We start from the raw sequence: 19,144 nt of genomic DNA, 5'->3' as shown, positions 1-19,144 counted from the left end.
TAAAAGAATTGCGCCATAGTCAATTCCATCCCCCAATACAACAACGATATGAGGCAGTTAAAATGAGTTTACGATTAGGCGATACCGCACCCGACTTTACTCAGGAATCAAGCGAAGGCACCCTGAACTTTTATGAATTTCTGGGCAACAGCTGGGGTATCCTGTTTTCACATCCTGCCGACTACACCCCGGTCTGCACCACCGAACTGGGCTATACCGCAAAACTCAAACAGGAATTTGAAAAACGTGGCGTCAAGGCCATCGCCCTGTCGGTCGATGATGTCGAGTCACACAAAGGCTGGATTAATGACATTAACGAAACCCAGAACACCAGCGTGAATTTTCCGATTATTGCCGATCAGGACCGTAAAGTATCGACGCTATATGATTTTATCCATCCCAATGCCAGCGAAACCCTGACGGTACGCTCCCTGGTGATTATCGATCCGAATAAAAAAGTGCGTTTAATTATTACCTATCCGGCCTCTACCGGGCGTAACTTCCATGAAATTTTACGCGTGGTCGATTCCCTGCAACTGACCGACAACTATAAAGTGGCCACCCCGGCCAACTGGCAAGAGGGTGAAGATGTGGTGATTGTGCCTTCACTGCAAGATGAAGCCGAATTAAAACAGCGTTTCCCGAAAGGCTATACTGCAGTAAAACCGTACCTGCGTTTAACCCCGCAGCCGAATCGTGACTAAATAATCAATATCCCCGTTCATCTTCCTGTATGCCTGTCTTCGGACGGGCATTTTTTCATGGTACAAGGTCAGCACCTCAGCCGTGCTACACTGGAATGACCCAGCACAACCAATTAAAACACTATGCCCAAAAATCTGCTTGCCCTGGTCCTGACCTGTATTTGTTGCACGGGCTGCATGACCACACCGGCCTTGCCTGAACAGCAGCGCCCGAGTGCCTGGGCTCAACCGCTGGATGCACAGCACAATTTTTATCAGGTCAGCCCGATGCTATATCGCAGCGAACAGCCCGATCAGCAGCTGGCAGCATTGTTACAACAGCATGATATTGATGTGGTCATCAACTTGCGTCCCAAAGCGGCAGAGGCGGAACCGTTGCAGCAGCATGGATTGCAATCGGTGCATCTACCCATTCATACCAGGGCCATTGACCGGGAAGATTTATTGCAGGTGATGCAGCAGATTCAAAGCGCCCAAGCCCAACAGCAAAAAGTGTTGATTCATTGTTATCATGGTGCAGACCGGATCGGGGCCAGTGTGGCCATGTACCGGATTATGTTTGAACACTGGCCGGTGGAACAGGCGCTGGCAGAAATGAAATATGGCGGCTTTGGTTTCCATCCGATCTGGGTCAATATTGATGCCTTATTTCGCCCCGAAAATATAAAATGGATTCGACAGCAACTGTCGAATCCATCGAATGAGAACTCACGGCAAGATACCGATAGACTGGACGACTAGTTCCGCTTGTCTAATGGTACCCAGTCAATCACCCAGGCTGATTTCATGTTCAGGCTGGCATCTGCTGCAATTTTCTTGCGTGCTGCATCGGCACTTTCACGGTCTTTGGATGGCCCGACCATAATCCGGATCCCTTTAGAGGTCGGACTCTTGGTGACTTTATAGCCTTTGGCTTTTAAGCGCGCGGCCAGTGCATCGGCATTGGCTTCATTGGCGGCCAGTGCCACCTGCACCATCCACTGTTTGCCATCATCTTCGCCTTCCAGCAGTTTACGTGCTTTCTCGGCTTCAGCTTTCTTTTTGGCTTCTTCTTCGGCTTTACGTTTGGCTTCTGCCTGACGTTTTTCTTCAGCTTTGCGCTTCTCTTCTGCAGCTTTCTGTTCAGCAGCCTTGCGTTCCTGTTCGGCCTTGCGTTTGGCTTCTGCCTGACGCTTTTCTTCGGCTAAACGTTTTTCTTCCGCAGCTTTTTGTTCTGCTGCTTTTTTCTCGGCAGCAGTACGCTCTTGGGCCGCTTTCTGCTCGGCAGCTTTTTTGGCTTCAGCTGCTTTTTGCTGTTCCAGCTTTTTCTGGGCAGCCAGTTTTTCTTCAGCCAGACGTTTTTGTTTGGCCTGCTCATCTTCGACCAGTTCTGGCGGAATATTGTCGGAACTTTGCTGCTGGCCATTACGTAGCGCATTTAAGGCCGCATATTCTTCTGCAGCCTTACGGGCGGCTTCAGCTTCTGCCTGCTGCTGCATGGCCAGGAATTCAGCTGCACGCGCTTCCTGTTCGGCCACGGCTTTTTCACGAGCACGGCGCTGCTCTTCCAGCAGACGTTTTTCAGTTTCTACATCTACCGTTAACGGTTGTAGCTGAATCATTTCGGCTTCAGGCGCAGTATTTTGCTGTAACTGTTCGACCCGTTCTGGCGTTTTGACATTATTTTGATGTATTTCTTCTTGGCCTTTCAGGAGTAATGCTGCCAATAACACACCACCACCCAATAAAACAACGCCGCCCATCCAGCGCTGTTTGTTATTCATTGACATTCTTCCAAATACTCCCATACCGCTTCTAAGGTATGAAATGATCCACATACCAAAATCAGCTGATTATTGTTTGTTTCATCCAGCGCTGATTTAAAAGCTAATTGAACACTATCAAAGTGCTGTACTGTTTCGCCCTCGAGAGCCGCATCCAGTTGTGTGATGTCTGCCGCACGAGGAACATTTAATTGTGCAATTTTCCACATTAAAACATGTTCTTTCAATAAGGCAACGACAGAATTCACATCTTTATCGGCCAGCATGGAAAACACACTGATCACTTCGGTGTACTGTTTATTGTAATTTAAATAATTTCGCAATTGCTTTAACAAAAACTCTACACCGTGCGGATTGTGCCCGGCGTCAAAGATTACGGTCTTGCCGGCAATCTGGCGAATTTCAAAACGGCCCGGGAGCTGGGCCTGTTGGATGCCTTCGGCAATCGCCTGCTGCTGGATGTTCAGACCGCTAAGTAACACGGCGGCAACTGCGGTCGATATATTTTCCAGCGCCAGCGTGCCAAGCGGTAATTTCAAGGTGCTGCCACTGCTGGCAAATAACCAGGACTGGCCATCTGCAGCAGTGCGATAAAAATAATCACGATTGGCGACATACAGCGGGGCCTGACACTGTGCTGCCTTGTCCTGAATGGCTTGCGGTAATTCCTGCACGCCGCCAAAGATCACCGGAATATTCGGGCGGATGATGCCGGCTTTTTCAAAGGCAATTTTTTCAATGGTATCGCCCAGCCAGTCGGTATGATCCAGCCCGATATTAGTAATCACGGCCACATCGGGATGTACCACATTGACCACATCCAGACGGCCGCCCAAGCCAACTTCCAGCACCCAGACATCACAAGCCTGCTGTTTAAAAATGACAAAAGCCGCCAGCGTGGTGGCTTCAAAAAACGATAAACTTAAATTACAGTCGCGACGCGCCTGATCGACCTGTACAAAGGCCTCAATCAGTTGCTGGTCATCGACCTCGACGCCGCCCAGTTTGACCCGTTCATTAAAACGGTAAATATGCGGTGACTGATACAGCCCCACCTGATAACCCTGAGCATTTAAAATCGCGGCCAAAGTGGTGGTGGTGGAACCTTTGCCATTGGTACCCGCGACGGTAAACACTTTTGCGTCCGGGTGAGTGACGCCCAGCTTTTCAGCCACAGGAATCACCCGTTCCAGACCTAAATCAATCCCTGTAACGTGAACATGGCTCCAATAATTGAGCCATGTTTCTAAAGAGTCGGTTGCAAGTGGTGCTGTATTCAAGACAAATTCATCAGTTTCGTGACAATGCGATATACAGTATCACGTAATGCATGACGATGAACAATCTGATCGACCACACCATGATCAAGCAGGTATTCCGCGCGCTGGAACGGTTCATCCAGTTTTTCACGTACGGTTTGCTCAATTACACGCTTACCGGCAAAGCCAATCATGGCTTTTGGTTCTGCCAGATGAACATCACCCAACATTGCCAACGATGCCGTTACGCCACCATATACCGGATGGGTTAAGACCACGATATATGGTAAGCCCGCTTCTTTTAAACGCTGGATGGCTGCTGAAGTACGCGCCATCTGCATTAAAGACAGCATGCCTTCCTGCATACGCGCACCGCCTGAGGCGGCAAAGCAGATTAACGGCTGACGTTGCTGAATGGCACGTTCCGCTGCCAGCACAAAACGGTCACCGACCACCGTGCCCATAGAGCCGCCCATAAAGTCAAATTCAAAGGCACAGGTGGTTACCGGCACGCCTTTTAATAAACCTTGCATGACCAGTAAAGCTTCAGTTTCACCGGTTTTCTTTTGTGCTTCGGCCATACGGTCCGGATACGGCTTGCTGTCCACAAATTTCAGTGGATCTTTGGCAGAAAATTCCTGACCCAGTTCGGCATCGACCTGATCGAGGAACCAGGTTAAACGGTCACGCGCTTTCATGCGTAAATGCTCGTCACATTGCGGGCAGACATAGGCATTGAAAGACATGGCTGTACGAGTCACCAGTGCATGACATTCCGGACATTCGATGGTTGGTTCGGTGAATGTCGCCTTTAAGGCTTGCTGCTCATCCGGTACATGAATTCCCGGTACGCCGCGTTCTGTCCACGGCGTAGTTGGGCTTAAGATTTTCCCTGGCTTGACTTCTTGACTCATACTAACTCATCGAGCGCGGCTCGAAGCTCCTTGACTTTATTAACCGTTTCAACCACGGCTTGTTCTGGTTCGAGGTTGGCAAACTGTTTTACGAAAGCACTACCGACAATGACTGCATCTGCCACGGCACCCATGACTTTGGCAGACGCCGCATCACTGATACCGAAACCGACACCAACCGGTACATCGGTGACTGCCTTGATTTTCTCAATCCGCTGCGCCGCTTCAGAGATATCTAAAGTGGCTGCACCGGTCACACCTTTGAGCGACACGTAGTAAATAAAGCCGCTGGCCTGTTTCACTACATGCTGGATACGCTCATCGGTAGAGGTCGGTGCCAGCAGGAAAATCTGGTCCATATCGTACTGCTGTAAGATCTGGTCCAAATCGGCAGCTTCTTCTGGCGGCAGATCCACCAGCAAGACACCATCTACCCCACATTCATGCGCATAGGCGACAAACTTCTGGTAGCCAATGACCTCAACCGGGTTTAAATAACCCATGAGCACCACTGGTGTTTCCGTGTCTTTTTGGCGGAATTCCTTGACCATATTCAGTGCATCGAGGGTATTGGTTCCCCCTGCCAATGCACGTTCTGCAGCCAAGGCAATGACTGGACCATCGGCCATCGGGTCAGAGAATGGCAGTCCAAGCTCAATCACATCTACACCCGCCTCAACCATTTGATGTAACAGCGGTACCGTTACCTGTGGCTGTGGGTCACCTGCCATGACATAAGATACGAGGGCCTTACGTTGTTGAGATTTCAACTGTGCAAATCGGGTGGCTAAACGTGACATAGGGCTGTGCTTTCCTTGAATAATTCAAAACTGATAAGTTGCTATTGTCGAAATACAGGACATCGCATTGTAACGCTATTTTTTGCTCATTGAACAGAGCACAGCTGGTCGATGCCCGATTTCATCAGCAAAGCGCGAATTCCAGAACAACCCGAAAGCTACATTTACCGATATTTCGGTTTTTTTCTCAATGATCAAAGATGCCTAATTTCGCTATTCCCAGCAATCTCAAGCAGTTAGAAAAACCCAATGACTGAGCAAAAAAGATGATAAAAATAGGACAGTTAGCATTTACATTTAAAGTTTTCAGAAATAGCAAAAGCTGCTTTATACTAGCGCCGTTTTCAGACTTTTTCTTATTTCTATGATTTCCGACTCCCAGGCAAAAGTGCACGCTCGCGGGCTTGCGCTGTTGCCACTTATTGTATTTTTAGCCATTTTTTTAGGCAGTGGCATTTACCATTCCCTGATTGGGACCGAGTTTGCCTTCTATCAGGTCAAGGCGCCGGTGGCGGCCATTCCAGCCATTATCCTGGCATTATTGCTCTATCGTGGTCAGCTGAACCGGGCCATTGAAGAATTTTTGCAGGGCGCCAGCCATCCCAATCTGATCCTGATGTTTATGGTGTTTATGCTGGCCGGTGCCTTTGCCAGCACCAGTGGCGCCATTGGCAGTGTCAATGCCACGGTACAGCTGGGCCTGTCGATTATTCCGCCGGAATTTGTACTGCCGATGCTGTTTCTGATTTCAGCCTTTGTCGCCACCGCCATGGGCACTTCAATGGGCACCATTGCAGCCTGTGCGCCCATTGCCTTTGGTTTTTCCGAAGCCACGCAAATTGCCACGGTCTATACCATTGGTGCGGTGGTTGGCGGTGCCATGTTTGGTGATAACCTGTCGATGATTTCCGACACCACCATTGCCGCCACCAGCAGCCAGAAAGTACAGCTGCGTGACAAATTCAAGGTCAATGTCTGGATTGCCGTACCGGCTGCACTGATCACAGTACTGATTTATATGCTGATCAACCAGAATACCCAGGCCATTGCCTATCAGGAGTATAACGCCTGGCTCATCTTGCCTTATGTGGCGGTGTTTGTGCTGGCCTTTTCTCGCCTGCATGTGCTGGCAGTGTTAACCATCGGGATTTTACTTTCCGCGCTGATGGGACTGTTGATGCTGCCTGAGTTTGATCTGCTCAAGCTGAATGGTGCTATTTATGACGGTTTTGTCGGCATGTTTGAAGTGGCGTTGCTGTCGATGTTCCTGGGTGGCTTATCGGCCATTATGCAAAAAGAAGGCGGCCTGGAATGGCTGATTCAACGCATCTACAAGCTGACTCGCCTGTTTAAGGTTGGCGCGCAACGTGCTGGTGAGTTGGGGATTAGCTTTCTGGTGGTGTTTTCCAACCTGTTTGTGGCCAACAATACCGTGGCGATTATCCTGTCTGGAGATATGGCGCGGGAAGTGGCGCAGGAATATGGCGTCGATCCAAAACGCGCTGCCGCCCTGCTGGATATTTTCTCCTGCGTGGTACAGGGCCTGATTCCTTATGGCGCCCAGTTATTGCTGGCCTGCTCGATTGCCAAAATGTCACCGGTAGAGCTGATTGGCAGTGTCTATTATTGCTGGGTGCTGGCGATTTTTGCGATTGCCGCCATTGCCTTGCGTTTTCCCAAACTGCGCACGTCTTAAAACCGTACTTTTTAATTGTTCCAAGCGGCTATTCAGCCGCTTTTTTATGGACAGTCTGTTGCTGACGCAGTACCCGCCGCCGCTCGGTTAAGGTCTGGCCGCAATGCGCTTTATAGGCGCGGGCCAAAGCCGACTGATCGGAATAACCGAGCTGGCTGGCAATCTCGGTCAGACTCAGCTTTTGCGGTAACAGTAATTCACAACGTTTGATCCGTTCCATGTCCAGCAGCTGTTTAAATGAAGTGCCCAGTTCACTCAGTTGACGCTGCAAGGTGCGACTGGACATACACAGCTCGACAGCCAGCTCATCCAGCTTGGGTGCCTGTTGCTGCAATCGTAAATAATCGGCAATCAGATGACGCAGTTTCTGGTCCAGCCCTTCCAGCAAGGGTTTGGCCGCCATCGCTTCTTCAGCCTGCTTTTTTAAAATCCCGATTAAAGTTGGATCAGGCTGCTGTGGTTGCAGCTGCAGGCTGTCGATGCTCAGCACCAGCTGATAATCCGGCTGATCAAACAACACTTCGCAGCCATAAAACTTTTGATATTGATACAGCGCCGTTTGCGGAGCATGGGCAAAATGAACCCGGCGCAAGGGAAAGTGCTCGGCCGCAAACATCTGCCGGGCCAGTTGCAGCATACAGGCAAAGGTGATTTCGTGAATCAGCGTGCTCTGATCCTGCGGATTCGGCCAGGAGACAATCAGCAAATCATCCTGCTGCTGAATCTGCATGGGAACCGCTTCGTTAGCATCAATCACCAGCCGGCTAAACTGGGCAATATACTGCAAGGCCTCGGCCACGCTATTACTGCGCGAGGCCATATAGCCGAGCACACCAAAATGTTCCGGACGGATAAAACGCGCCAGTTCAAACACCAGATAGGCTGTGTTCAGCTGCTGCCGGGTCTGTTCCAGCAGCGTAATAAAAGCCTGACAGGAAGATTGGCCATCAATCGGCAAACTCAGTACATGCTGCACATATTGCTGCAAGCTGTCTGACAGCTCGAGCTGTTGCGGCTGCACACCTTGTGCCTGCAGGTAGGACTGCCACAAGTGTACATAGCCGTTTGGAATCTGAATATCACTCGGGTAAGTTGTCATCCTGACATTTCTTATTTTCACTATGGCGTAAAATGTATAAAAACTGGCAAGACTTGTCAAAACAAAGCCGCTAAAGCCCGACATACTGCAGATATGAACGACTAGATGAAGTAAAACAAGATGAATGCCATAGTCCAATATCAGGCGCAACCAGTGGTGCGCAGCAATCTCGACTTTAAGCTGGAACAGATTCCACGCTTCTGGTTTGGTGGAGATCCTTTTCTGACCCGCATGTTTGATGCCTTAAGCCTGACCTTTCCCGATGGGGAACGCTATTTTATTCAGTCGGTACGCTTGTACCGCGAGCAGATTCAGCAGCCAGAACTGCAGCAACGCGTGGCCGACTTTATCCGCCAGGAAGCCCAGCATGGCATCGCGCATGACAAAATGAACCAGCTAATGAAAAATCAGGGTATGCCGGTGGATCAGTTTATCCGCCAGCTCAACCGGATTTTTAAATTTGAACTGGAAAAACGCTCCCCGGAATATAATATTGCCACCACGGCAGCAGCCGAGCATCTGACCGCCCTCATGGCTGAAACCTTTTATGCCCATCGCTCGACGTTAGCTGAGGCACATCCGTATGTGCGTGCCTTGTTTGCCTGGCATGCGATTGAAGAAATGGAACACCGCGATGTGGCCTTTGATGTAATGCGCGATGTGGCCCAAGTTTCTGAAGCGATGCGGCATTTTGCCCTGGTCTGGACCACGTTCCTGATGTTTGGTTTTACCATTTATCGGGCCAATATCATGTTAAAACAGGATGGCTTTAGTCTGTGGCAACGCCTGCAACTGAATGCCAAAGGTTTGCCGTGGTTCTTTGGCAAAAAAGGCACCTTAACCCGGATGGGCCGGCTATATAAAGACTGGTTTAAAAAAGATTTTCATCCCAACCAGCATCCGATTATTGCCCAGTATGAAGTCTGGATTAACACCCTGGAACAAACCAACGATCCGATTCAGGCCGGTGAAGCCTTCTGGCAGGCGGCTAAAGATTAAAGAAGTTATGGTGGATTAAAAAAGCTGAATGTCAGGTTCAGCTTTTTTATTGAGTGGATGAGTCACAGCTTTTTGATGATCGAGATCAGCAACTAACAATTACCATTTGGCATAATGCTGTTCCAGCAAGGCATATTCATTCAGGAACACAATTTCCTGATCATCCTGCACAATGGTGCCGCTGACTTTGGCCTGCCACTGGCTAAACTGGCTGCCCACCAGGCGCAGGTTCAGATTTTCATAACGGCGCCAGCCGGTGGTCACGGTTAAATTCAGGCTTTGATCCAGCGAGACAATATTCCACTGGTTATCTGACTGCTGCTCAAATAACACATCTGCCAGCGGATACAGGCGGCCATTGACCCACAGGCAGTTTTCATTGCCAAAGCTTTCATTGACGCCAGAAGCCAGATTAATGCCGACCCGCTTGTTCTGGGCATCCCAGAAATTACAGGACAGCCAGAACCAGGCCGTTTCCGGGCGTAAAAAACCACAGGTATCATCCAGAGAAACAAAGGTTTTGTCATGAAACTGGATGGTTTGTCCCTGCTTGTTGATGAAAAAACCTTCACAGCCGAGTGTGGTCAGCTTTTGGGTATAGGTCCAGCCATTAATCCCATTCGGACTGCACATGCTTAATGGATCAGTGCCGGCACAGAAAATTCGCGCACTCAGACGCAGTTCGCCGTATTTAGTCACCCGGATATAACGCACTCCATTGGCATGCTGAATATCCAGCTGATAACCGGCTTTATGAAAATGACTATGGTTAAACAGCGGCTGCTCATCCAGCACCGTATGCCGGGCCAGAAAACTGATCGCATCCCATTCCAGCACTTCACCGGTCAAATGATTGTAGATATAAACAAAACCATGCCCGGCCCAGGCAATATCAACAATGGCCAGGCCAATGGTATAGTGCTCATGCTGAATACAACAAAATTTAAATTTCTTATATTTTAATCGTTTACGCCAACCAGACAGCACATCACCATAGGGGCTTTTATATTGATAATGATGGTATTGGATACTGGTCGGTAATTGCTTAAAACGTCCGTAACGTGGCTGTCCATTCTGTTGTATTAAATCCATGTACGACATTCCATGTGGTTTGAGACACTGTAGCTACCGCCTTATTATGCCTATAAAATCTGGCCAGAAAAATAAAAATAAGATTATTTTATCTAAACAATAACAAAAACATAGATTGCTTTCTTTCACAATATCCAAGCCAAACCAATTGCTTAAGTCTGCTACAGTCAGGATTCTGAAATAGGCAAATAGGTATTTTCCCAGCGGTTTCCAGCAAACTCCCCGGCCACCAGTTCTACATAACGGCCATGCACCTGATCAATGGCGATGCAGTCATCGACATCCAGCACCCGGTCAGTATGCTGCTTTTGCCAGTGTGCAGCAAAATATGCCTTGCCACGCTGTTTGGCCACCATGGTATTTTGTGCAACCACCAGAACATAGCGATGCAATTCGCCAAACTCACGCGCATCGTAGCCGCCCAAATTAATCAGCCAGAGTCTTTCATGCGCCTGATTCGGGGCCGCATTACTAAATTGCAGCTGATATTGTTTACCTTCAAATTCCACCCCATTGATTTGCGCCCAGGCATCAATATGTAAGCCGGATTGATCACCAAACCAGGCCTGTCTTAGCTGAGGGAAAGTCTCTTCCAGCGTGTTACCCACGGCAAGGACCACATCATGCACTTCGGTATTGGCGCGGGCATGACGACCGCCCAACATAACGATAAACAGACTTGGCATGGAAGACTCCAGAAGAGGGTTTTAACCAGGTAGAAGATAAATCAGCAATATGATACCCGTTGGCGATCGGGATGTCGCCTGTTGAGCAGCATGACAGGGACGTCAGATCTGCTCAACAAAAGCCTTTGCTTACTTTGGGCTTTTCCAAACTAAGGGAAAGTCTAAATGAATTACGATTGTCTGAATTTGTGTCAAAAATAGGATCTGAATAATAATCCTCCCCTCGCCCCTCCTTTAAAAAAGGAGGGAGACTTTCATTATAACAATAAAAAATCGCACCCAATTGCTTGAATGCGATTTAAATCCTCCCAACCCTCCTTTTACTAAGGAGGGCTATTCCCTTTTTTCTTTAAGAGGGTTAGGGAGATTTTTTACATATCCACCATTTCCACGCCATCAATACGCGCTACCGTCATCAAGTCTTTATCACCACGGCCTGAAACCGTTGCAATAATAATTTGATCTTTCGACATGGTTGGCGCCAGCTTGGTTACATACGCCATCGCATGTGAACTTTCTAATGCCGGAATGATGCCTTCAATCTTGGTCAGGTCACGGAAACCTTGTAAAGCTTCCTGGTCATTAATTGGCACATAATCCACACGATGCATATCTTTCAGGAAGCTGTGCTCAGGACCCACACCCGGATAATCCAGACCAGCAGAAATCGAATGGGTTTCAATAATCTGACCTTGTTCATCTGACATCAGGTAAGTACGGTTGCCGTGAAGGACACCGACATGACCGGCATTCAATGGCGCAGAGTGTTTCCCCGTTTCAATGCCTAAGCCCGCCGCTTCAACACCATACATTTTCACATCCTGATCATTCAGGAATGGATAGAACAGTCCCATGGCATTGGAACCACCACCGACACAGGCCACAAGTGCATCTGGCAGACGGCCGGCTTGTTCCTGAATCTGACGGCGTGCTTCACGGCCAATAATGGACTGGAAATCACGCACCAGTTGCGGATAGGGATGTGGACCCGCCACAGTTCCAATCACATAATAGGTTGAATCGACATTGGTGACCCAGTCACGCATCGCTTCGTTCATGGCATCTTTTAAGGTTTTAGAGCCACTTTCTACCGCGACGACTTTGGCACCCAGCAAACGCATACGATACACGTTCATGGCTTGGCGCTTCACATCTTCCGCACCCATGAACACTACACATTCAAGACCTAAACGCGCAGCGATGGTTGCTGTCGCCACACCATGCTGACCGGCACCAGTTTCGGCAATAATACGTTTTTTACCTGAAAGTTTGGCCAATAACGCCTGACCAATGGTGTTGTTCACTTTATGCGAGCCGGTATGGTTCAGGTCTTCACGTTTTAAGTAAATCTGTGCACCACCCAACTCTTTTGACCATCGCTCAGCATAATACAGTGGACTTGGACGACCGACGTAATAAGCGAGATCACGGTCGAATTCTGCCAGAAACTGTTCATCATTCTTCATGCGAAAATAGAGCTTTTCCAAGTCTTCTAAAGCCGCCATCAGGGTTTCTGACACAAAACGTCCGCCATGGATACCGAAGTGCCCTTTTGCATCAGGGAACTGGGTATAGTCAATTGCCTGTTTTTCTGTATTAACAGTTTGCTGATCCACGATGGACTCCTTGCATAAAGCGTTCTATGAGTTGTTGGTCTTTAATACCTTTTGCGGATTCTACGCCTCCGCTCACATCTACAGCAAACGCAGCTGTGGTGTGAATGGCGTCTTCAATATTGTCAGGGTTTAATCCACCAGCCAAAATCAGTGGAATATCCAGTTGGGGAAAGCTGCTCCAGTCAAAGCTGTGTCCGGTTCCACCTTTTAATTCAGGATGCCAGGCATCCAAGAGTACGGCGCTGGCACCGGCCTGCTGATATTTTTGAATTTCAGCCACCACATCTAGCCCCGGTTTAACCTGAATCGCCTTGTACCAGCGACGTCCAACCTGCTGTGCAATTGACTGGCACTGTTCCGGGCTTTCATCACCATGAAATTGCAGGATGTCCAGCGCGACTGTATTGAGAATGGCCTGAATCTCACGGGCTGAGCTATTTACAAATAAACCCACCACCTGCACATAAGGCGCAATGGCCTGTACCAGAACGCTGGCCTGTTCTGCGCTCACACTGCGCGGACTTGGAGGATAAAATACAAAACCAATTGCATCTGCACCACTGTTGACGACGGCATGTACATCTTCAACCCGGGTGATGCCGCAAATTTTGGCACGGGTTCGCATAACTTGTTTGGCTCTCGTAATGCCCGCTTTATAGCCTATCTATAAATATGGGGCCGGCTCATTGTAATGCAAATTTTTTCACTTGAGTAAAGTTCAGCCTGATAATTCTTGCACAAGTTGTTTAAAATGCATACGGCACTTATACTGCGCCCGTTTCACAGCAAGTTTAAGCCTTGGCTTTAGGGAAGTTGGTGAAAATCCGACACTGCCCCCGCAACGGTAACAATGAAACATATATCAGTTTAAATCATGCGATTTACACCACTGTATGCAGATATGGGAAGGTGGATATATAGGTCCAGGTCATCATCAAGATGCCTGGCGCCACATTGAAGTCCGGATACCTGCTTGTTGTGCCCTTTAACTCAATCATTCACGTGGGGTGAATGTATGGAGCACATATCATGTCTATTCAATTTCAACCTACTGCCTTGGTAGGTGCAATCGCTCTTGCGATGGGGTTTTCAACTTCTGTCTTTGCTACGGAGTCTCAAGAGCAACCTGCCGTCAATGCGGCCCTGGATACCTTGGTGGTTACAGCTACTCGTTCTGAAGAGAAGATTGGCAATGTGCCTGCGCGGATTTCAATTATTGAGCCACACATATTAGAGCAATCTCCAATTGCCGAACTCCCCCATCTTTTAATGTCCGATGCATCCATCAATATGGTGCAATCGGGCGGTTTTGGGCAAGTGTCTTCAATTTTTACCCGCGGAACCAACTCTAACCATACACTCGTACTTCGTGACGGCATCCGTCTAAATACAGCCTCTTCAGGTATGGCCTCTTTATCTTTCTTAGATACCACCGATATTCAACAAATTGAAGTTCTAAAAGGCCCTGCATCTGTTCTATACGGCACAGATGCAATTGGTGGTGTCATTCAAATGGTTTCAAAAACACCTGAAAAAAACCAAGCCTTGCTAACAACTGAAGTGGGTGAAAATTCTACCTATAAAACCGTTGTCGGTGCTGATCTGGCAGAACAGGGATTTTATGCTCAAATTCGTGGCCAGCGTTTAGAAACAGATGGGACAAAAATTAAAGAAACCAGTCATGAAACTGCTGCTTTTGATCAGAAAGGCTATAGCGCCAAACTTGGTGTAGATCAACAAAACTATGCTGTTTCTCTGGATTATCAGCAAAATGAGGGAAATATTAAATATGATAATTTTGGAGCTCTAAATAATCAGGACTTTGAAACAGAAATTATTAATCTAAAAGGTCATGTAAAATTAAAGCCACAACTTGAACTGAATGCTCGCCTTTCCCAGTTCCAAGATGACTTATATCAAAATGATCCTAATTTTATGGGACAGTTTGACTTTGCTTCCAGTCAAACTCGAGAAGCAGAATTATATGCAAAATTACAGCTTAACTCTGCCCAGCAAATTCTAATTGGTACACAACATCAAAATATTCAGGGTAATGTGTTGTCTTATGGTCAAAAATATGAAACTGATCTAGATTCACTGGGCTATTATTTCCAGCATCAATATCAGACCAATACACTGAATACCCAAGTAGGTATCCGTGTTGAAGATCATGAAAAATATGGTACACATACTATCGGCCAGGCTGCAGCCCGATACCAACTTCTGCCTCAAACCAGCCTTTATGCCAATGTTGGAACGGCTTTCCGATCACCAAACCTAAACGAACTTTATAGCTCATCCGGCAATCCGAATTTAAAACCTGAAGAAAGTCTTTCTTTCGAAATTGGCCTAGATCAACAGCTCAATCATGGCTTGACAACAGGCATTACCCTGTATCGAAATCAGGTAGATCATCTAATTGATGCCACAGAAGCGACAGGCTACAGTTTTAGAAACCTGGATCGTGCAATTTTTGAAGGTAGTGAACTGTATCTGAATTGGCAAGCCCCACATGCTTTTATTAAAACAGGCTACCATTATGTACGGGCCAAAGATGATACTACCGGTGAAGACTTAAGCCGTAGACCACGCCAGAAAGCAACCCTTACCCTAGGATGGGCTGAAGAACAGTTTGGCTTATCTACCACTTTAACAGCGAACTCATCTTCAGATAACAGTGCTTATGATGATGTCAGAATTCCAGGCCATTTCAATGTAGATATGAGTGGCTATTACCAACTTCATCCAGCCATCAAATTATTTACCAATATTCAAAATGTTAGTGATAGTAAATATCGTACAGCCTATGGTAGTGGTAGTTACTACATCAACGGCGGCCGCCTCGCCTCTGTCGGCGTAACGGTTAAATACTAAACGCCCCAAAGGACATATAAATTTTGAGGATCATGTCGTGACTGTGGCATGATCCTTTTTATATTCACATGATTAAAAATTCAAGGAACAGCTATGGGCCACCGTTTAAGTAAAATCTATACCCGTACTGGCGACTCAGGCACCACCGGTCTGGGTGATGGTTCACGTGTTGCCAAAGATGATTTACGTATTACCGCACTCGGCGATGTCGATGAACTGAATGCCACCATTGGCGTACTGCGCGCACAGATTGCCGCCAGCACCATTCAGGACAAAGCCAGCTGGGATAAATCTTTAAGCTTGATTCAGCACTGGCTGTTTGATTTAGGCGGTGAAGTCTGCATTCCGGGCTTTACTCTGGTACAACCGGTATCAATCGAGTTTCTGGAAAACGATATTGACCGGATGAATGAAACCCTGCCAATGCTCAAGGACTTTATTCTGCCTGCCGGCACCTTGGCGTGTAGCTATGCCCATCAGGCCCGTGCTGTCTGCCGCCGTGCCGAACGTAGCGTGATGTCGGTGCATAGCCGTGACCAGAATATTCAGGCTACGTCTTTGCAGCTCCTAAACCGTTTATCTGACTGGTTATTTGTGGCTTCACGCACCCTGCAACGCAGTGAAGGCGGCGCTGAAGTGCTGTGGCAAAAAAACATTAACGAAACGATTGAATAAAGCCGTCATTTTCATAGAAAAAATTGATGAAAATATGCGCTGATCTGACTTGTATAAATTTAAGATCAGCGCACAATAGCGCTGTCACATCCCGGTCATCTTAAAGGCTCACAATGAAACCTCCTCCCCAAACGCTGAGCCTGTTATGCGTATAATTGGACATCGTGGTGCCCGCGGCGAAGCCCCGGAAAATACCTTGGGCGGTTTTCAGTATATTCAGGATTTAGGCGTACGCGCTGTCGAATTTGATGTACGTCAGCTCAAAGACCAGCAACTGGTCATTATGCATGATGATCATTTGATCCGGACCACCGGTCAGGACCGTCCGCTGTATGAATGCAGCACGCAAGATTTACATCATTATAATCAGGCCTATGGTTGGAAAAACTGGTCGAACTTTGAAATCACCCCGTATTTAAACCAGACCCTGGCCCTAATCCAGAACTTTGAACATATCGAAGTTGAAATTAAAGCGGTGGAAACCCAGGCGCAGGCTGAACAGCTGACCCTAGCCTTGCACCAGCAGCTCAAAGGCTTTGAACATTCTGCTGTGATTACCAGTTTTGACCTGAAAATTCATCAGGCCTTACAGGCGCAGCAATCGACCTTTAAGCGCGGTTTACTGATTGAAGAAGATATCCAGGAACAGGCCATTGAACAGGCATTGCACTTTGGCTGCTGTCAGATTGGCTGGATGAATGAACTGGCGACCCCGCGCATGATTCAGGCCACCCAGCAAGCACAACTGGGGGTGAGTGTCTGGACGGTCAATGAAGTGGAACGTGCCAAACAGCTGAAAGATTTAGGCATTAACGGTTTAATTACCGATTTCCCAAAACTGATGATGCAACATATTTAAAACAATAGATGCTCAATCCGCCTGCATGTTACAGGCTGATTTTATATTGATTGAACTTCTATTTAGCGTTGATTGGCCTGAATCAGCATTAGCCCGCGCTCATCCAGCAAATATAAGGTTTTACCCTGTAACTGGAAGCGTTTGACCCGTTGCAAGGCATCCATCAAGTCGGCTTCCTGCGCCAGCGCATGATCACAACTATTATGCGTGGCACGGCTGTTCAGGCTTAAACGGCCCTGACTGAACTGCAGCTGATAGCGGCCGAAAAGAGAATTACAGCCGGTATTGCCCTGCAGATTCTGAAAACGGGAATTGAGCATTAAATACGGGCTGGCATGAAAATAACGTGCCTTTTTCCCCTGAATGGTTTGAATTTCCCAGCGAATATCCTGCAGACCATCGCTACTGCGTTTAACCGCTGCCGGTGCTTTTACCGCACGTGGCTGTGACTGGACTTTGGAGGCTGTAGAAGACGGCGGTGTGCTTTGACAGGCCGTAATGAAAACCACCGCGATCAAATACGGCAAAATTAAACTAATTTTACGGTATCTCATGTGATTGATTTCGCATTGATCAAGGATTTATCTTTATCATGCCGCAGCCTTCGATAAAATCAATGAAGCTTCAATCTTATTCTGTTACTGTTTGGTACAATACATCTGTACAATAATGCTAGTGACGCCGAAACGCGCATGCTAATATGCTCAAATCTTATTCCATACAAAAAGTAATGGATTAAGCACTTCTTTACACCTCCCCAGCTTTCAGGAGTACTGTTGGAGATGAATGCTCCCCTACCCAAAGCCCCAATTAACTGGGTTGCCGTTTTTGCTCTGGTGCTCTTGCCAATTGTCGCAATCATTGCCATCCCGTTATATGCTTACCACCATGATTTTAGCCTTGCAGCTTGGATCAGCATGTTTGTTTTACTTGGCGTTAGCAGCTTGGGTATTACAGCAGGTTATCACCGTTTATGGGCGCACCGTGCCTATGAAGCCACTTTACCTTTGAAAATCATTTTAATGATTATGGGCACCTTTGCCGTACAGAACAGTATCCTGTTCTGGGCCTCAGGTCACCGTACCCATCACCGTCATGTCGATGATGTCGATAAAGATCCGTATTCGATCAATAACGGTTTCTGGTACGCCCATTTAGGCTGGATGCTGCGCGACTATCCGGCAGCAGAACCGAACTATAAAAATGCGCCAGATTTGCTGAATGACAAACTGGTGATGTTCCAGCATAAATACTATGTACCGTTAGTGATTCTGGTGCATGTCGGCATTTTACTCCCAATTGGCTGGGCTGTTGGCGATATCTGGGGTGTTCTGCTGTTAGGCGGTTTGATGCGTCTGATTCTGAGCCACCATGTGACCTTCTTTATTAACTCGCTGTGTCATATGTGGGGCAAACGTCCATATACCGACGAAAATACGGCACGTGACAACTTCTGGCTGGCTATTGCCACTTGGGGCGAGGGTTATCATAACTATCACCATATCTTCCAGTACGATTACCGTAATGGCGTGAAATGGTGGCAATATGACCCAACCAAATGGTTAATCTGGAGCTGTTCGAAACTGGGTCTGGCAAAAAACCTGCGCCGTATTCCAAGCTTTAATATTAAAAAAGCGGAACTGGCGATGAAGTTCAAATATGCCGAGCAGGACCTGGCGGTATATGGCCACAATGTCAATGACGACATCAGCAGCGTCAAACAGCGTCTGGCACAAGAATATGAAGCCTTTACCCATACCCTAAATGACTGGGCCAAGTTAAAAGAGCAGGAAATTCAGGCCAAGAAATCGGCGGTGGCAGAAAAAATCCATCAAATGGATGACAAGCTGAAAGTTGAATTCCAGCTGGTAGAACAGCGTCTAACCCATCATCGGGAAACCCTGAACATTCTGATGCGTAACCTGAAAAAGAATCCGGTTTCACAATAATACCAAAGCCCTGCAAAAAGCCTCCTGATGGATAATGCCAGTCAGTTAAGAGATTGACTGGCTTTTTCTTGGGTATTTTTGAGGTTTTCCTTTTACAACCCTTGGATAACTCCTCACTCTTCTCTCAGGTATAACATACCGATTAGATTTCTCCATTAA

General features: G+C 47.6%; 18 protein-coding genes and 1 riboswitch. Of the genes, 8 read left to right on the top strand and 10 right to left on the bottom strand.

Annotated elements, in window-relative coordinates; genetic code table 11:
• The first annotated feature begins 62 nt into the window (after positions 1 to 62).
• The gene (locus tag FTU50_RS12330) at positions 63 to 704 is read left to right on the top strand and encodes a peroxiredoxin (RefSeq protein WP_045796045.1); all 642 of its coding nucleotides are present in this window, start codon (positions 63 to 65) and stop codon (positions 702 to 704) included.
• Between the two features lie 123 nt (positions 705 to 827).
• Entirely contained in the window at positions 828 to 1,445 is a 618-nt protein-coding gene (locus FTU50_RS12325; RefSeq protein ID WP_180062724.1) for a dual specificity protein phosphatase family protein, read from the top strand.
• On the opposite strand, the gene FTU50_RS12320 is transcribed toward FTU50_RS12325, so the two are convergent.
• Genes FTU50_RS12320 through trpA form a run of 4 tightly spaced genes read right to left on the bottom strand, consistent with a single transcriptional unit; the run spans position 1,442 to position 5,440 of the window.
• Complete coding sequence (locus FTU50_RS12320) at positions 1,442 to 2,467, bottom strand: SPOR domain-containing protein (RefSeq protein WP_016658660.1); 1,026 nt, start codon at positions 2,465 to 2,467, stop codon at positions 1,442 to 1,444. The genes FTU50_RS12325 and FTU50_RS12320 overlap by 4 nt on opposite strands.
• Positions 2,464 to 3,747 (bottom strand): bifunctional tetrahydrofolate synthase/dihydrofolate synthase, encoded by a 1,284-nt coding sequence (gene folC / locus FTU50_RS12315; protein ID WP_160242840.1) that lies wholly within the window; start codon positions 3,745 to 3,747, stop codon positions 2,464 to 2,466. The genes FTU50_RS12320 and folC overlap by 4 nt, the downstream gene beginning before the upstream one ends.
• Positions 3,744 to 4,640, bottom strand: coding sequence for an acetyl-CoA carboxylase, carboxyltransferase subunit beta (gene accD, locus FTU50_RS12310; protein WP_005179967.1), 897 nt, complete (start codon positions 4,638 to 4,640; stop codon positions 3,744 to 3,746). The genes folC and accD overlap by 4 nt, the downstream gene beginning before the upstream one ends.
• On the bottom strand, positions 4,637 to 5,440 hold the full coding sequence (gene trpA, locus FTU50_RS12305) for a tryptophan synthase subunit alpha (protein WP_016658658.1): 804 nt from the start codon (positions 5,438 to 5,440) through the stop codon (positions 4,637 to 4,639). The genes accD and trpA overlap by 4 nt, the downstream gene beginning before the upstream one ends.
• A 364-nt stretch (positions 5,441 to 5,804) precedes the next feature.
• Here trpA and FTU50_RS12300 point away from each other — a divergent pair, with 364 nt between their 5' ends.
• On the top strand, positions 5,805 to 7,136 hold the full coding sequence (locus FTU50_RS12300; protein WP_104510377.1) for a Na+/H+ antiporter NhaC family protein: 1,332 nt from the start codon (positions 5,805 to 5,807) through the stop codon (positions 7,134 to 7,136).
• Between the two features lie 28 nt (positions 7,137 to 7,164).
• Here the strand turns inward: FTU50_RS12300 and FTU50_RS12295 are convergent, their stop codons facing one another.
• The gene (locus tag FTU50_RS12295; RefSeq protein ID WP_180062725.1) at positions 7,165 to 8,235 is read right to left on the bottom strand and encodes an AraC family transcriptional regulator; all 1,071 of its coding nucleotides are present in this window, start codon (positions 8,233 to 8,235) and stop codon (positions 7,165 to 7,167) included.
• Between the two features lie 120 nt (positions 8,236 to 8,355).
• On the opposite strand from FTU50_RS12295, the gene FTU50_RS12290 reads away from it, so the two are divergent.
• Positions 8,356 to 9,234 (top strand): metal-dependent hydrolase, encoded by an 879-nt coding sequence (locus FTU50_RS12290; RefSeq protein WP_104490156.1) that lies wholly within the window; start codon positions 8,356 to 8,358, stop codon positions 9,232 to 9,234.
• 99 nt (positions 9,235 to 9,333) lie between these two features.
• On the opposite strand, the gene FTU50_RS12285 is transcribed toward FTU50_RS12290, so the two are convergent.
• The 4 genes from FTU50_RS12285 to FTU50_RS12270 form a co-directional block, all read right to left on the bottom strand.
• The gene (locus FTU50_RS12285) at positions 9,334 to 10,326 is read right to left on the bottom strand and encodes a DUF2804 domain-containing protein (RefSeq protein WP_005179978.1); all 993 of its coding nucleotides are present in this window, start codon (positions 10,324 to 10,326) and stop codon (positions 9,334 to 9,336) included.
• Between the two features lie 167 nt (positions 10,327 to 10,493).
• On the bottom strand, positions 10,494 to 11,012 hold the full coding sequence (locus FTU50_RS12280; RefSeq protein ID WP_180062726.1) for a DUF1543 domain-containing protein: 519 nt from the start codon (positions 11,010 to 11,012) through the stop codon (positions 10,494 to 10,496).
• Positions 11,013 to 11,383: 371 nt separating this feature from the next.
• On the bottom strand, positions 11,384 to 12,628 hold the full coding sequence (gene trpB, locus FTU50_RS12275; RefSeq protein WP_168405850.1) for a tryptophan synthase subunit beta: 1,245 nt from the start codon (positions 12,626 to 12,628) through the stop codon (positions 11,384 to 11,386).
• The gene (locus tag FTU50_RS12270) at positions 12,609 to 13,253 is read right to left on the bottom strand and encodes a phosphoribosylanthranilate isomerase (RefSeq protein ID WP_075168221.1); all 645 of its coding nucleotides are present in this window, start codon (positions 13,251 to 13,253) and stop codon (positions 12,609 to 12,611) included. Before FTU50_RS12270 ends, trpB begins: the two co-directional genes overlap by 20 nt.
• A gap of 145 nt (positions 13,254 to 13,398) precedes the next feature.
• A riboswitch (cobalamin riboswitch) is annotated at positions 13,399 to 13,620 on the top strand.
• A gap of 37 nt (positions 13,621 to 13,657) precedes the next feature.
• On the opposite strand from FTU50_RS12270, the gene FTU50_RS12265 reads away from it, so the two are divergent.
• From FTU50_RS12265 to FTU50_RS12255, 3 genes are all read left to right on the top strand, one after another.
• Complete coding sequence (locus FTU50_RS12265) at positions 13,658 to 15,502, top strand: TonB-dependent siderophore receptor (RefSeq protein ID WP_180062727.1); 1,845 nt, start codon at positions 13,658 to 13,660, stop codon at positions 15,500 to 15,502.
• A 93-nt stretch (positions 15,503 to 15,595) separates the two neighbouring features.
• Entirely contained in the window at positions 15,596 to 16,177 is a 582-nt protein-coding gene (locus FTU50_RS12260) for a cob(I)yrinic acid a,c-diamide adenosyltransferase (RefSeq protein WP_016658650.1), read from the top strand.
• Positions 16,178 to 16,322: 145 nt separating this feature from the next.
• Positions 16,323 to 17,036 carry a glycerophosphodiester phosphodiesterase gene (locus FTU50_RS12255; RefSeq protein ID WP_005179990.1) on the top strand — a complete coding sequence of 238 codons (714 nt, stop codon included), beginning with the start codon at positions 16,323 to 16,325 and terminating at the stop codon, positions 17,034 to 17,036.
• 62 nt (positions 17,037 to 17,098) lie between these two features.
• Here FTU50_RS12255 and FTU50_RS12250 read toward each other — a convergent pair whose 3' ends face one another.
• A complete protein-coding gene (locus tag FTU50_RS12250) occupies positions 17,099 to 17,590 on the bottom strand; it encodes an META domain-containing protein (RefSeq protein ID WP_005179993.1) in 492 nt (163 codons plus the stop codon).
• A 228-nt stretch (positions 17,591 to 17,818) separates the two neighbouring features.
• On the opposite strand from FTU50_RS12250, the gene FTU50_RS12245 reads away from it, so the two are divergent.
• A complete protein-coding gene (locus FTU50_RS12245; protein ID WP_180047093.1) occupies positions 17,819 to 18,985 on the top strand; it encodes an acyl-CoA desaturase in 1,167 nt (388 codons plus the stop codon).
• The last annotated feature ends 159 nt before the right edge of the window (positions 18,986 to 19,144 follow it).

The organism is Acinetobacter sp. YH12112, from assembly GCF_013418945.1.
Classification (GTDB): Bacteria; Pseudomonadota; Gammaproteobacteria; order Pseudomonadales; family Moraxellaceae; genus Acinetobacter; species Acinetobacter indicus.
The sequence above is the reverse complement of the archived record's forward strand: the minus strand, read 5'-3'. Positions and strand labels throughout refer to the sequence as shown.